The organism is Burkholderia sp. Bp8998 (assembly GCF_003854235.1).
Classification (GTDB): Bacteria; Pseudomonadota; Gammaproteobacteria; order Burkholderiales; family Burkholderiaceae; genus Burkholderia.
In genome coordinates this window covers 1-13444 of sequence record NZ_QTQF01000040.1, presented here as the reverse complement: position 1 = coordinate 13444, position 13444 = coordinate 1, and the positions used below count along the sequence as shown (strand labels likewise).

The following is a 13444-nucleotide window of genomic DNA, read 5'->3' as shown; positions in this document are numbered from 1 at the left end:
TTGCACCGGCTGCCGGCGAGCGGTCGAAACGTACCGCATGATACTGCGCCCGCCGATTGCCTGTTCGCCGATCTCGAAAATAAGGGCGCGATGATTGGCGCGCTTGACGAACGGGCGTCAAAACGGGTTCCATACGGGCTCCCCGGAAACCGGGCCGCGCGCCCACCCTGCCTCACGTGATGAACTACCAGCCGATCCTCGAACGGATCCATACCGAACTCGCCCCCTGGATCGGCCAGGGACGCGTCGCCGACTACATTCCCGAGCTCGCGAAAGTGCCCGCCGACAAGTTCGGGATGGCCGTCGTGACGCTCGACGGAAACGTTTACACGGTCGGGGACGCGCACGAGCGCTTCTCGATCCAGAGCATCTCGAAGCTGTTCGCGTGCACGCTCGCGTTTCAGCTGCTGGGCGATGCGCTCTGGGAACGGGTCGGCCGCGAGCCGTCCGGCAACGCGTTCAATTCGCTGGTGCAGCTGGAAAGCGAGCGCGGCAAGCCGCGCAATCCGTTCATCAACGCCGGCGCGCTGGTCGTCACCGACGTGCTGTGCCGCCGCTTCGTCAGGGCCGAGACCGCGCTCGTCGAATTCGTGCGGCGGCTGATCGGCGCGATCGACGTGGACTACGATTCGCGCGTGGCGCTGTCGGAACTGCAGTACGCGGAACGCAACCGCGCGATGGCGCATTTCATGGCGAGCTTCGGCAACATGCAGATGCCGCCCGACACGGTGGTCGATGCGTACTGCCGCCAGTGTGCGATCGAGATGAACTGCGTCGAGCTCGCGCAGGCCGCGCTGTTTCTCGCGAACGGCGGCGTCGCGCCCGTCACCGGCGAGCGGATCGTCGATGCGAGTTCGGCGAAGCGGCTATCGGCACTGATGCTGACCTGCGGCACCTATGACGCGGCGGGCGACTTCGTCTATCGCGTCGGCCTGCCCGCGAAAAGCGGCGTCGGGGGCGGGATCGTCGCCGTGCTGCCAGGCGAGATGGCCGTGTGCGTGTGGGCGCCGGGGCTCGATGCGAACGGCAACTCGCTGGCGGGCACGCTGGCGCTCGAATGGTTGACGACGTATACGGAGCGGTCGATTTTCTGAGGCGGCGAGGTCGAGCCTGCCTCGGCTGGCGCAACGGCGGCGGCAATCGCCCTGAGCGGGCCGCGATGGCGCTCCACCGCGGTCGTTCGTCGGCACCGGAACCATTGAAAGGAAAGCGCCGGGTCGGCAGTGCTCGAATCGGACTGGCTGCGGATCCCGGCGCTCCGATCCGCAGGACGTTGTCTTTAACCGCGCGTGTCGACCCAGTTGCGTGCCCAGCGTGCCGAGTGTCGCAGCGCCTGTTTTTCACTCGGGAAGTAATCGAGCGAATAGAACTGGTAGCGGCCTTCGGCGCGTGAGCTATCGATGCGTTCGAGCAGCAGGTTGGATGAGAAACTTCCGTCGGGCAAGCGATGCGCCGAGGGTTGGACGGCATAGCCGTTGTAGTGTTGAATTCGTTTGTTCTGCATTTTAATTTTAATAATGTTCGGGTGCGCGCGTGCCGTGCAACATGTGCACCGATTCAAAGCCATTACGAGCTGAATCTAAAGCAGTCGGAAGCGCAAAAAGGCGTTGCTGTCGGAGGGAAGATTGAAGTGCAACGAGGCATGTGGCGCGCGGAAGGCTGCTGAATAAACAGATGCAGCCAAGAGCGATCGCGCCAACTTTAGGAGACAACGCTCCGTGAGGGTGTCGCTGCGGCCCGGCGCCGTAGCTGGCAGCCGGGCCCTTCAAACTTACAGCGGCTTGATGTTGGCCGCTTGCAGACCCTTCGGGCCTTGCTTCGTTTCGAAGCTCACTTTTTGATTTTCAGCGAGCGTCTTGAAGCCGTCGGCCCGGATCTCGGAGAAGTGAGCGAACAGGTCGTCGCCGCCCTTGTCCGGAGTAATGAAGCCAAAGCCTTTGCTGTCGTTGAACCACTTAACGATACCGGTATCCATGACGAATCCTTGAGAAAAAAATACGCAAATTTACTCTGTTGAAGAGCGCTTGAAGCGTCAAGGAGGGAGAGGACAACGAATACCGCTTGGGGGAGCGAGAAATTGATGAACAGCAATCGGACTTCTTGGACTTCGGCGCACACATTAACTGCCAGGAAACGCGGGGTCAATGGTTATCTTGTAACTGTGTTCCCAGACAGCCCCTTGCGAGGACCAACCGATGTGACCCGTACCTGCGAATTCCCTGGCCGTTCGCAGAACCGGTCAACGTCGGTCAGTACGTGCTCACGGCGTCGAACCAGGGACGCGTTGATCCTGATGCGCCAGACGGTCTTGAAGCCAGATTGACGGCCATTCCACCCCATTTACCGAATGGCAGCTTGTGGCCGAACCCGATCGTCGAAGGCCACGCGGCACCGGCCTGCACGGTCGGCGCCGGGCTGGCATAGCCGGTTTATAGTGCCGGAGTGCCGGCCCGCTCGCGCTCGATTGGTTGACGACGTTTTTCTGAAAACACCGAAGTGATCACCGAAGTGACTCATGGGAGAGCATCAGTCATGCAACCGGAACACGCTTCAGATTTCACGACGACTCACCACGCTGGCGCGGACGCCCCCACGCACGCGCCGATTCCATCGATCGTGCCGGCGCAAACCGCGCTGGTCGTGATGCACTACCAGACCGACATCCTCGGCCTCTTTCCGTCGGTCGCGCCCACCCTGCTCGCCAACACGCGCAGGCTGTGCGACGCGGCGCGGGCCGGCGGCGTCCACGTCTGTTTCGCCAATCTCCGCTTCAGCCCCGGCTATCCGGAAGTCAGCCCGCGCAACAAGAACGGGCAAGGGATCAAGCAGCTCGGCCGGTTCATCGACGACGGCCCGTGCCCGGAGCTCGGACGGCTCGACAGCGAGCCGCTGATGCTCGCGCATCGCGCGAGCGTGTTCTTTCGCACCGACCTGCAGGCACGGCTCATCGCGCGGGGGATCGATACGCTGATCCTGGTCGGGATCGCGTCGACGGGCGTCGTGCTGTCGTCGGTTGCGCACGCAAGCGATGCGGATTTCCGGCTGTATACGGTGAAGGACTGCTGCTACGACCCGGATCAGGTCGTGCACGAGCATCTGTTCGCGACCGCGTTCGAGACGCGCACGACGGTGCTGTCGCTCGCGGACGCGCTACGCTTGCTCGCATAGACGCGCAACGCCCCCGCGGCGCCGGCCGGAACGCTTCCGGCCGGCACATCCCGCGTCACTTCGCGCGTCGCTTCGCACGTTACTTCGCGATATACACGCCCGACGTCGGGCACGTCCCCTGCGTATTCCCGTCCGTCACGAGCGATGCCGCGCTCGGAAACTGCGCGATCGCATTCGTCTTCACCGCGATCCATGCTTCCGTGAAATAGCTGACGCCGTTGGTCTTCGTGCACTTCAGCGACACCGCGCTACGCGTATTGCTGCCGAACGCGCCCTCGAACGCGGACAGCAGTTGGTTGCGCGTCACCGTCTTGCCCGCGTTCGCCTGCAGGAACGCGTTGAACGACGTGTTGCCGAGACGACTGACCATGCCCGTTGCCTCGTTCCAGTACGCGTCCGGCGACGCCGAATTCGAGCAGGTGCCGTGCTTGAACCATTCGTGCTTGTCGAGGCACGACGCGACGCCCGGCATGTACGTCGACAGCGTGTTGCGGGTCGCGGTGCTGACCGGATAGGCGTCCATGCTGCACCACTGATGCGCGTTGTCGAGATCGACGTCGCTCTGCGGCACGCCGCAGTAGAACGGCTGGTTGCCGTCGTACTTGTTCGGCCACAGGCCATGCAGCGACAGGCTCGTCGCCGCATACGTGCCGGCGAGGTTCGTACACTCCGGCGTGTCATGCGACGCGCAGAAGCCGGGCTCCCACGAAGCGGCGAGCAACAGGTAGTCGTAGCTGGTCTGCGCGACGGCGTGCAGCGAGGCGGATGCGACGGCGAGTGCGGCCGCGGCGCGGGCGAGCGTCTTGAGCATGGCGTTTCCTCGGAAAAGGCTTGCGGTCGCGGAATGCGCCGCAAGATTGTCGAATGTCTGCCCGCGATTGTTGCCGACGCAACGCGGCACCAGTATGAAGGTGGACGAAGGAATTCGTAGTGCAATGCCGAGCCTGTTGCCACCGGCGCCGACGCTTGCCTTCCACCGCTTGCTTGCGACGCCGGCCTTGTCGTCAGCGTCAATCTCAAACGGAGCATGCCCATGGTGACGGCCACCCGGCTGGGCAAGCCGATCCGGGCCAGGCCGGCCACGATCGTGAGCGGCTGCCCCTCCGGATCAGTCACGGACACCGAACGATCGGCACCCGCTCGCCGCGAGCACGCCGGCGCTCACGATCCGCTGCCGAGCTGCGTGCACGCGCGCGCGGCCGAATCCGGGCCCTCGAGCGCGAGAATCTGCCACACGCCGATGCTCACGCGCTGGCGCGCCGCCGTCGACGCATCCGCCAGCAGCGCCTCGACGCGCGGCGCCGCATCCGGCGCCTGCTGCTTCAGCGCCGCATGATGCCGAGCACGCGACGCCGGTTCGGATTCGTACACGTCGCACAACCGCACCATGCCGGCCAGCCCGGCCAGGTCGTCGTCCTTGTCGATCGCGACGGCCTCGACGGGCGCAAGCCTCTTGCGCTCCACCGCCGGCAACCTGCCGCGCGCGGCTTCGTCGATCGTGACGGCGGACGACGGCGGCAGGCCGCCGATCGCCGCGACGATCCGGCTGCCCGCGGCGATCATGTCGCCCTGGCATGCGATTTTCTCGTCGGCCGCGACGTTCGAGCAGAACGACACCGACGTCCGGTAGACGTCATTGCTCATGCGCGGCACCTCGTCGGCGCTCGCCTGCGCGAGACCGGCACCCGCCAGCGCCAGGAAGACGGGAATCAGGATGCGGAATGCGCTCGTGGGGTTCATTGTTGTTCGTCAAGCAGGTTCTGATGGCGGGCCGCGGCGCCGGATCGCACGGCCGCGGCCCCTGTCACGCCGGGCCCTCGTCCCGCGCCACGCGATTATTTCACCGATGCGGCTTCCGATCCACCCGGCGACAGCGCCGCGCTGTCCTGCTCGCGCCACGCGCGGCGCGACGCCATGATCGCCTTCACGGCCGAGCGCGCGACCTTCCACCATGCGAACGGCCGCGGATCGGCGAGCATGCTGAGCGCGCGCGCATAGTCGAGCGTCAGACCGGGCGTCCAGGCCATCGTCACCGCACGCTTGCGGATCTGCGCGGCAACCCACAGCTCGGGCGTGAGCAGCAGCCGCACGAATGCGCCCCACCCGGCCCGCGTGCCCCTGAGCCGCCACACCGCGCCGTCGAGCGCCGCTTCGAGTGCGTTCGACACGGTGCTCGAGCAGTTGCGGTGCGTGAGGTTGTACGTGACCGTCTGCCGATACGACGACCAGAACGCGTCCAGCTTCGCCGGATCGTAGTTGCGGATCCGCACGCGCACGGTCGACGGACACCAAGCGTTCGACTCGGTCGCATAGTCGGGCTGGAACAGGCCCGGTACGTCGTTCTCGCGCGTCGCGCGCAGAAGCCGCGTGAATTCGTCCGGAGAACGATCGATTTCGACGGCCGGATACAGACTGATGTAGATGCCCTCGGGTGACTCCAGCGCCGCATGGCCGGTCGAGATCACGCCGTTGACGTCCACCGCCGCGATGTAGCGGTCGATCACCGGATAGCGCTGGGCTTCGGCCTTCGACGTGCCGGTCGGCGTCCACACGTGCACGGTGAGCGCGTGCTCGTGATCGGCCGGCGGGCCGTCCCATTCGGATTGCGCGAAGCGCGGGATGTCGGGTGCCGCGTCGATGTCGGGCACGATCGCCGGCGCCGGCGACGTGACGAACGCGGGGTTGCGCGTCAGACGCCGCACGCGCGCGGCGAGGCTCAGCATGTGCATCCCGCCGAACATCAGCAGCAGGCCCAGGCAGTACGGCACGGTGCCCACATAGTGGGTCGGGTACGGCTGGTAGAAAAAGATCGCGAGCAGGATCTCGACGACGCCCCACGCGAACGCGACGTGCCAGCGGCGATAACGCACCATCCAGGCGGACGTGCACTGCAGCACCCCGTCGACGAGGAACAGCGTGCCGAAGATCATCGACAGCAGGAAGTGTCCGTGATGATGACCCGCGAACACGAGCGCGGCGGCCACCACGACCGCGATGCCCTTCACGTAGCGCAGGATGCGCTGCCCGCCGACGCCGCTGCCGGCCACCGCGAGCGTCGCGAGCCCCTCGATCAGGAACAGCCACGCGAACAGTTCGATCGGAAAATGCAGCGCACCGTCGAGCGCGTCGACGAAGATGCCGACGCCCGCGACGACCCATAGCCAGCCCAGCACGGTCAGCCCGCGCCAGCGCGTTCGCAGATATTCGATGCCCAGCAACAGCAAGACCAGTCGTACCATCGCGCCCTCGCATTATTTTTTCGGGATACGCGCTGGTCACGCGTCTCCTGTCGTCCCGACCGCGCATCGTGCGATGCGAAAGCCGATGGCGGTCATGCTGGCCGGCGCGTCATGCGTCGACATGACCGATGGCGGCCGGCGCGCCGCTCTGGCCGAATAATAAGATATGGTGGAGCCGGTTGAAAGGCTGGCGAAAACACTTCCAGCGCGGCGCCGGCGGCACCGGGCACGCGAACCTGCCGTCGAACCGGGCATGCATGCCGTCCGCTGCCGCGGCAGGTTTCCCGTTCGACAGCGCGCGCCGGATACGCGAGAATCGCCGTCCGCGGTCGGCATGGGCGTGCGGATCCTCGCGACGCCGGTCACGGTCGCCGCCGATGGCGTGCTCGTGCCGCGCGGCATCGTGCTCGTGCCGATCGCGGTCGTCGCGATCAAGGCGAACGGCGGCCGGCGAATCATGTAACGGCGGCAACTGACGGTGCGGCCGCCTGCCATGCACGCGCTCGCATCACGAACACAAATCGGAGCATCGACATGACGACCTCGCCGCTTCACACGCCACCGCTCGGCCCGCAACTGAAGCGCTGGCGCGCGCTGCATCGCGTGAAGCAGAGCCACGCGGCCGACCTGTTCGGCGTCGCGCAATCGACGATCTCGCGCTGGGAAGCCGGCATCCAGCAGATGTCGCCCGACGAGCGCGCGACGGCCGAGCGGCTGCTTGCCGCGCGTCTCGATTCGGCGGGCGATCACGCGCTCGCGCGGCTGATCGCGAGCAGCACGGCCCGCATGCATCTCGTGTGCGACCTCACGCACCGTCTGCTCGCGTGCTCGCCGTCACGCGCGGCCGAGTTCTCGCGGCCGCTGCCCGCGCTCCTCGGCACGTCGCTGTGGCGTTATGCGTCGCCGGGAATCGTCCGCATGGAAGCTGCACTCGACCCGCTCGGCTGGCACGATCGCGCGGGGCCGCCCAGTGTCGAATTCGCGACCGGCGCCAATGCGTCGCGCGTCGTGCCGATTCGCGGCAGCACCTGCCGATGGACGCGAATGACGCTGTCGGACGGTTCCGCCGCGCGGCTCGTCGAAACGCTGTAGCACGCGCGCCAGTCACCGGGCGCGAGCGCGGCACGCATATTTCATGCGTGGACGCAGCGCGTGCACACGGCGTACGCTTGACGGCCCGATTCAAGCATTCCCACTGGCCATGAACCCCGACACGATCCACGCGCGGCTCGATTTCCTGCGCGAAGCCGAACGCCTGAAGGACGTGCTGCGCAGCGGCCATACGTCGACGGGCCGCGCCGAAAGCACGGCCGAGCACAGCTGGCGGCTGTGCCTGATGGCGCTCGTGTTCGCCGATGCGCTGCCGGACGTCGACACGACGAAGCTGTTGAAACTGTGCGTCGTCCACGATCTCGGCGAAGCGCTGCACGGCGACATCCCCGCGATCGAACAGGCCGCGCATCCCGACAAGAGCACGCACGAACGCGACGACCTGCTGACGCTGACAGCCGGGCTCGATCGCGCGCTGCGCGACGAAATCGTCGCGCTGTGGGACGAATACGAGGCCGCGGCATCACCGGAAGCGCGCGCCGCGAAGGCACTCGACAAGCTCGAGACGATCCTGCAGCACAACCAGGGCAGCAATCCGCCCGACTTCGACTACGCGTTCAACCTCGGCTACGGCCGGCGCTATACGGACGCGGCGCCGCTGTTCAGCGCGATCCGGGAGATCGTCGACGCGGATACCCGGCGCAGGATCGACGCGCACGAGCCCGACGCGTCAGCGCGCGCACACCGATGATCGTCATCGTCGCCGCGCCGCGATAACGCGATCCACGCGTGGTGCGGGCAACGGCGCGACCGCGGCCGCGCCACGGCCTTCGCCCGTCCCCCTTCCTGCTTGCCCGCCGCGATTTCACAGATTGCAACAATGTCGGCGCGCAGCCGCCGCTGCCGCTGGCGCGCCGGCACGATTCAGCACCATTTCCAGACAGGTTCGCCGGATCGGGTCGATTACCATGACCGGCTGATTCGCATCGGCGGCTTCCGTCGCGGAGCACCCGCCCACGCCACGCGCCGACCGGATCGTCCCGCTCGGCCGTCCACATCGCCGACGCCCGATTCATCCTCTCCGCCCTCCCATGAAGCAGAAGCCCCCGCGCCGCCGGCGCATCGTGATGGTCACCCTCGCCGCCGTCGCGATCGCCGCGGGCGTCACACTCAAGGCCTGCATGCCCGACAAGCAGCCGCAGTACCTGAGCGCGCCCGTCACGCGCGGCGACCTCGAGCACGCGGTGCTCGCGACCGGCGCACTGCAGGCGTTCAAGCAGGTTGACGTCGGCGCGCAGGTGTCGGGGCAATTGAAGTCGCTGGAGGTCAAGCTCGGCGACAAGGTCGAGAAGGACCAATGGCTCGCGGAAATCGACCCCGTGCTACCCGGGAATGCGTTGCTGCAGGCGCGCGCCAGCGAGGCAAGCCTGCGCGCGCAGCAGCAGGCAACCGCCGCCCAGCTGACGCAGGCGGAACTCGCGCTCCGGCGCCAGCAGGCCATGCTGCCGGACGATGCCACGCCGCGCGAAGCGTACGAAGCCGCGCGCGCGACGCGCGACGTGCAGCGCGCCAGCCTCGCGTCGCTCGCCGCGCAGATCCGCTCGGCACGCATCCAGATCGACACCGCGCAGGCCAACCTCGGCTACACGCGCATCGTCGCGCCGATGAACGGCGAAGTCGTCGCGATCGTCACGCAGGAAGGCCAGACGGTGATCTCGCAGCAGCAGGCGCCCGTGATCCTGAAGCTCGCCGATCTCGACACGATGACCGTGAAGGCTCAGGTGTCCGAAGCCGACTTGATCCGCGTGCGCATCGGCCAGGCTGCGTATTTCACGATCCTCGGCGACCCCGACAAGCGCCACTAGCCGCATCATTCGCACACCGTCGCCCGGCGCCGCGCCGGCGCGAACGCCACCGCGCTCGCGGTCGCGAGCACGGCCACCCCGGCCGCACCGTACACCATCACCCAGCCGAACCCGTGCACCAGCGCCGCGTGCAGCGCCGTGCCGGCCGGGTCGGCCTTGGCGAGCGCAGGCGCGATCGCCTGCAGCCCGTCGGTGCGGCCCGACGCGATCTCCTGCGCCAGCCTGCGCAGCGCCTCCGCATCGACCGCCCCCGCGACGCCGGCCTTCAGGCTCGCGACGATCCCCGCGACCAGCACGAAACCCATCGCCGCGATGTTCAGCGCGAGCGAGATCATCCGCGCGCTCATGTCGATGCCCGACGCCATCCCGGCCCGCGCGCTCGGCACCGCGCCCGTCGTCGTGTTCGTGACCGGCGTGTTGGTGAGCCCGAGCCCGATGCCGGCGATCACGCAGCCGGGCAGCATCGTGAGCCAGCTGGCGTGCCCGACGCCGCTGCCGATCCGCATCAGCGCGAAGCCGGCCGCGATCGTGAACAGGCCGCCCGGAATCACGACGCCGGGCCCGTAGCGCAGCGCGAGCCGCTCGCCGAACGGCGGCGCGACCAGCGTCGGCAGCGTGTACGCGAGCAGCGCGAGACCGGCCGTCACGCTGTCGTAGCCGAGCGCGACCTGGAACCAGATCGGCAGGTAGATCATGAACGGCCAGAAGCTGAAGTTCATCCCCATCGAGCCTAAGATCGCGCCGGTGAACGCGCGAATCCGGAACACGGAGAAGTCGAACATCGGTCGCGCGCTCACGCGCTCCGCGACGACGAAGCCGGCCAGCGCGAGCACGGTCGCGCCAAGCACGCCGAGGCCGGCCGCGCTCGTGAGCCCCAACGCCGCGCTCTGCGTGATGTAGAACGCGAGACCGAGCACGGCGAGCGACAGCGTGACGATGCCCGCGACGTCGAGCGTGCCCGCATGCGGATCGCGCGACTCCTGCACCGCAGCGCCGATCAGCACGAGCGCGACGGTCGCGAGCGGCGCATGCACGAGGAACACCCACGGCCAGCTCGCCGCCGCGACGATCGCACCGCCGACGATCGGCCCGAAGCCGAGACCGATCCCGAACACGATGCCCCAGATCCCGAACGCGCGGCCGCGCTCGCGCCCTTCGCGGAACTGGTGCGACAGCACCGCGATCTGGCAGATCAGCATCGCGCCGCCGCTCGCGCCCTGCAGCAGCCGGCCCGCGACCAGCACCGGCACGTTCGGCGCGAGCCCGCACAGCAACGACGTCGCGCCGAACAGCACGGTGCCGATCACGTACACGCGCTTGCGGCCGAACCGGTCGGCGAGCGTGCCGGCCGCCATCAGCACCGTCGTGCACGCGATCGTGTACGCATTCATGATCCACTGCATGCCGTTGAAGTCGCCGTGCAGCACGTGTTCGAGCGTCGGCAGGATCACCGGCACGCTCGATATCTCGAGGCCGAACATCAGCGACGTGAGACAGACGGCCGCGAGCGCGACCGCATTCCTGCGGGAGTCGGATAGGGTCATGCGTATTGCGCGACGGCCCGCGACAGGCCTCGCGCCTCCAGGTGAGAGGGATGCGCCGCGTGCGGCCGGCAACGCACGCTGGACGGGAATCGGTACTATAGTGAGAATTTCCCTCCCCATTGACGCGTCCAGTTCTCCGGACTGGGGAACCATAGGACGCAATCAACCCTCAACCCATCCCGCCATGACCGACAGACTCGACGGCGTCACGACTTTCGTCCAGGTAGTGGAATCCGGCAGCTTCGCGCTCGCCGCGGAGCGGCTCGACATGACGCGCTCGGCGGTCGGCAAGGCGATCGCGCGGCTCGAGAAGCGGCTCGGCGCGCGGCTGCTGCAGCGCACGACGCGCAGCCAGAGCCTGACCGACGACGGCCAGGCGTACTACGACCGCTGCGTGCGTGCGCTGTCCGAACTCGAAGCGGCGGAAGCCGATCTCGATTGCGGCCGCAACGAAGCGCGCGGCAAGCTGCGGTTGAGCGTGCCGCTTGCGTTCGGGCATCACTGCGTGACGCCGATCGTGCTGGATCTTGCACGCAGCTATCCGCACCTGCGAATCGACGTGTCGATCACCGACCGCTTCGTCGACCTGGTCGAGGAAGGCATCGACCTCGCGGTGCGGATCGGCCCGCTCGCGGACAGCACGAGCCTCGCGGTGCGGCGGCTCGGCACGCAATACGGGAGCCTCGGCGCGGCGCCGTCTTATCTCGCGCGCTACGGGACGCCGCAATCGCTCGACGACCTGAAGCACCACCGGACGATCGCGTATTCACGCTCGGGCGTCGCGCAGCCGTGGGACCTGCGCGCGCCGGACGGCTCGACGGTGCGTATCGACATGCCGCACCAGCTCAGTTTCGACGACGTGCAGGCGATCGCGGCGGCCGGTGCATCGGGGTTCGGGATTGCGTGGCTGCCGAGCTGGCTGCTCGATCACTACGTGAAGCGCGGCGAGATGGTCGTCGTGCTCGACCGCTGCTTCGTCTGCGAAGGCGACATCCACGCGATCTGGCCGAAAACGCGCTACCTGCCGCGCAAGACGCGCTGCGTGATCGACGCGCTCGTGCAGGCGGTGCCGCCGATGATCGAGCGGTGAGCGCACACGGGAAGAAGGGAACGGCGTTGGAACCGACGCGCCGCACGGGCGCGTCGGTTTCGCGTCATCACGCCGCGCCGAGATCGGCGAGCGGATGCGCGAACAGCTTCCACGGCGACGTCAGGAAATGCCGCACGCGCTCGGCACGCAGCTCGACGAGCGACGCCGGTGCCCAGCGCGGCTTGCGATCCTTGTCGACGAGATGCGCGCGCACGCCTTCGCGGAAGTCGCCCTCCTCGATCGCGCGCGCCACGATACCGAGTTCCATCCGGAACGACTCGGCCAGCGTCATCTGGCGGCCGCGCAGCAGCGCTTCGCGCGTCACGCACAGCATCGTCGGCGAATGGCCGGTCAGCGCATCGAGCGTCGCCTGCAGCCATTGACGATGCTCGCGCGCCAGCTCGTCACGCGCGAGGTCCTGCTTCAACGTCGCGACGATCCGCTCGACGGTCGAGCGCTTGTCGAAGTGACGGACGATCCACGCCATCTGGCTGTCGAGCGCCGCATGCGGCACGACGTTGCACGGCGGCTCGAACACCTTGCGCAGCGCCGGCAGCACGTCGCCGTCCCACTTGACGCGCTCGATGCGCGTCTCGAACGTATCGAGCCACGACGACGGCACGCACAGGTCCGCGAGCTTCGCGGTCAGCGCGTCGGCGCCCGACAGCATCGCGCCCGTCAGCCCCACGTACAGCTCGAGCTCGACCGGCATGCGCGACAGGAAATGCGTCGCGCCGACGTCGGGCACGAGACCGATGCGCGTCTCGGGCATCGCGATCTTGCTGCGCTCGGTCGCGACGCGCAGCGCCGCGCCTTGTGCAAGCCCCATCCCGCCGCCCATCGTCACGCCGTCCATCAGCGCGACGATCGGCTTCGGGAACGTGTGGATCGCGTAGTCGAGCCGGTATTCGTCGACAAAGAACGGCAGCCAGGTCTCGCGCTGCGCAACCATCCTGTACAGCGCGCGCACGTCGCCGCCCGCGCAGAAACCCTTCTCGCCCGCGCCGCGCAGCACGACCGCGACGATCTGGTCGTCGGTGCGGCAGCGTTCGAGCAGCGCGGCCAGTTCGCCGATCATCGGATAGGACAACGCATTGAGTGCGGCCGGCCGGTTCAGCGTAATGAGCGCCACGCGGTTCACCACGCGAAACAGCACCTCCGCCGCGGATTGCGCAAAACTGTCGTGAGTCGTGACCGGCGTGCTCATCGTTGCGGCTCTCCATCGGTATGCCATTGCGGCGCGCGCTTGCCGAGAAACGCGGCCACGCCTTCGCGCGGATCGTTCGTGTCGAACAAGTCGACGAAGCGCTCGCGCTCGACCGCGAGCGCCGCGCTGCGCGGCACGCCGCGGCGCGCGAGGCCGATCAGTTCCTTGCTGTACGCGACCGCATGCGGGCTCTGCCGCGCGACGTTGCGCGCGAGCGCCAGCGCCGCATCGCGGGCCGCGCCGCTTTCGACCACGTCCTCGACGAGGCCGATCCTGAGCGC

The 13444-nt window shown here is 67.6% G+C and carries 14 protein-coding genes and 1 pseudogene; 7 read left to right on the top strand and 8 right to left on the bottom strand.

What is annotated here, in order from left to right; all coding sequences use genetic code 11:
* Positions 1-179 precede the first annotated feature (179 nt).
* Positions 180-1094, top strand: a complete 915-nt coding sequence (locus tag DIE06_RS30205; protein ID WP_124664554.1) for a glutaminase — start codon at positions 180-182, stop codon at positions 1092-1094.
* Between the two features lie 185 nt (positions 1095-1279).
* Here the strand turns inward: DIE06_RS30205 and DIE06_RS30200 are convergent, their stop codons facing one another.
* Positions 1280-1504 (bottom strand): hypothetical protein, encoded by a 225-nt coding sequence (locus DIE06_RS30200; protein ID WP_124664553.1) that lies wholly within the window; start codon positions 1502-1504, stop codon positions 1280-1282.
* Between the two features lie 267 nt (positions 1505-1771).
* Complete coding sequence (locus tag DIE06_RS30195; RefSeq protein WP_011549079.1) at positions 1772-1975, bottom strand: cold-shock protein; 204 nt, start codon at positions 1973-1975, stop codon at positions 1772-1774.
* Between the two features lie 557 nt (positions 1976-2532).
* On the opposite strand from DIE06_RS30195, the gene DIE06_RS30190 reads away from it, so the two are divergent.
* Entirely contained in the window at positions 2533-3168 is a 636-nt protein-coding gene (locus DIE06_RS30190; protein ID WP_124664552.1) for an isochorismatase family cysteine hydrolase, read from the top strand.
* Positions 3169-3247: 79 nt separating this feature from the next.
* Here DIE06_RS30190 and DIE06_RS30185 read toward each other — a convergent pair whose 3' ends face one another.
* From DIE06_RS30185 to DIE06_RS30175, 3 genes are all read right to left on the bottom strand, one after another.
* On the bottom strand, positions 3248-3979 hold the full coding sequence (locus DIE06_RS30185) for a ribonuclease T2 (RefSeq protein ID WP_124664551.1): 732 nt from the start codon (positions 3977-3979) through the stop codon (positions 3248-3250).
* 350 nt (positions 3980-4329) lie between these two features.
* Positions 4330-4908 (bottom strand): hypothetical protein, encoded by a 579-nt coding sequence (locus DIE06_RS30180; protein ID WP_124664550.1) that lies wholly within the window; start codon positions 4906-4908, stop codon positions 4330-4332.
* Between the two features lie 95 nt (positions 4909-5003).
* Entirely contained in the window at positions 5004-6407 is a 1404-nt protein-coding gene (locus tag DIE06_RS30175) for an HdeD family acid-resistance protein (protein WP_124664549.1), read from the bottom strand.
* Positions 6408-6741: 334 nt separating this feature from the next.
* Between DIE06_RS30175 and DIE06_RS39180 the strand changes: the two genes are divergently transcribed.
* The 4 genes and pseudogenes from DIE06_RS39180 to DIE06_RS30155 all read left to right on the top strand — a co-directional run.
* Positions 6742-6870: a hypothetical protein gene (locus tag DIE06_RS39180; protein WP_260433816.1), complete on the top strand. Its 129-nt coding sequence runs from the start codon at positions 6742-6744 to the stop codon at positions 6868-6870.
* Between the two features lie 71 nt (positions 6871-6941).
* Positions 6942-7499 (top strand): helix-turn-helix transcriptional regulator, encoded by a 558-nt coding sequence (locus DIE06_RS30165; RefSeq protein WP_124664547.1) that lies wholly within the window; start codon positions 6942-6944, stop codon positions 7497-7499.
* Positions 7500-7608: 109 nt separating this feature from the next.
* Positions 7609-8208, top strand: coding sequence for an HD domain-containing protein (locus tag DIE06_RS30160; protein ID WP_124664546.1), 600 nt, complete (start codon positions 7609-7611; stop codon positions 8206-8208).
* 376 nt (positions 8209-8584) lie between these two features.
* Positions 8585-9319: pseudogene (locus DIE06_RS30155) on the top strand (HlyD family efflux transporter periplasmic adaptor subunit); the annotation flags it as partial.
* A gap of 8 nt (positions 9320-9327) precedes the next feature.
* On the opposite strand, the gene DIE06_RS30150 reads toward DIE06_RS30155, so the two are convergent.
* Positions 9328-10866, bottom strand: a complete 1539-nt coding sequence (locus DIE06_RS30150) for an MFS transporter (RefSeq protein ID WP_124664545.1) — start codon at positions 10864-10866, stop codon at positions 9328-9330.
* A gap of 184 nt (positions 10867-11050) precedes the next feature.
* Between DIE06_RS30150 and DIE06_RS30145 the strand changes: the two genes are divergently transcribed.
* Positions 11051-11956 (top strand): LysR family transcriptional regulator, encoded by a 906-nt coding sequence (locus DIE06_RS30145; RefSeq protein WP_124664544.1) that lies wholly within the window; start codon positions 11051-11053, stop codon positions 11954-11956.
* Between the two features lie 67 nt (positions 11957-12023).
* On the opposite strand, the gene DIE06_RS30140 is transcribed toward DIE06_RS30145, so the two are convergent.
* Both DIE06_RS30140 and DIE06_RS30135 read right to left on the bottom strand, forming a co-directional pair.
* Positions 12024-13163 carry an enoyl-CoA hydratase/isomerase family protein gene (locus DIE06_RS30140; protein WP_124664543.1) on the bottom strand — a complete coding sequence of 380 codons (1140 nt, stop codon included), beginning with the start codon at positions 13161-13163 and terminating at the stop codon, positions 12024-12026.
* Positions 13160-13444 (bottom strand): enoyl-CoA hydratase-related protein (locus DIE06_RS30135; RefSeq protein ID WP_260433815.1); only part of this gene is annotated, 285 nt, incomplete at its 5' end. The genes DIE06_RS30135 and DIE06_RS30140, both read right to left, overlap by 4 nt.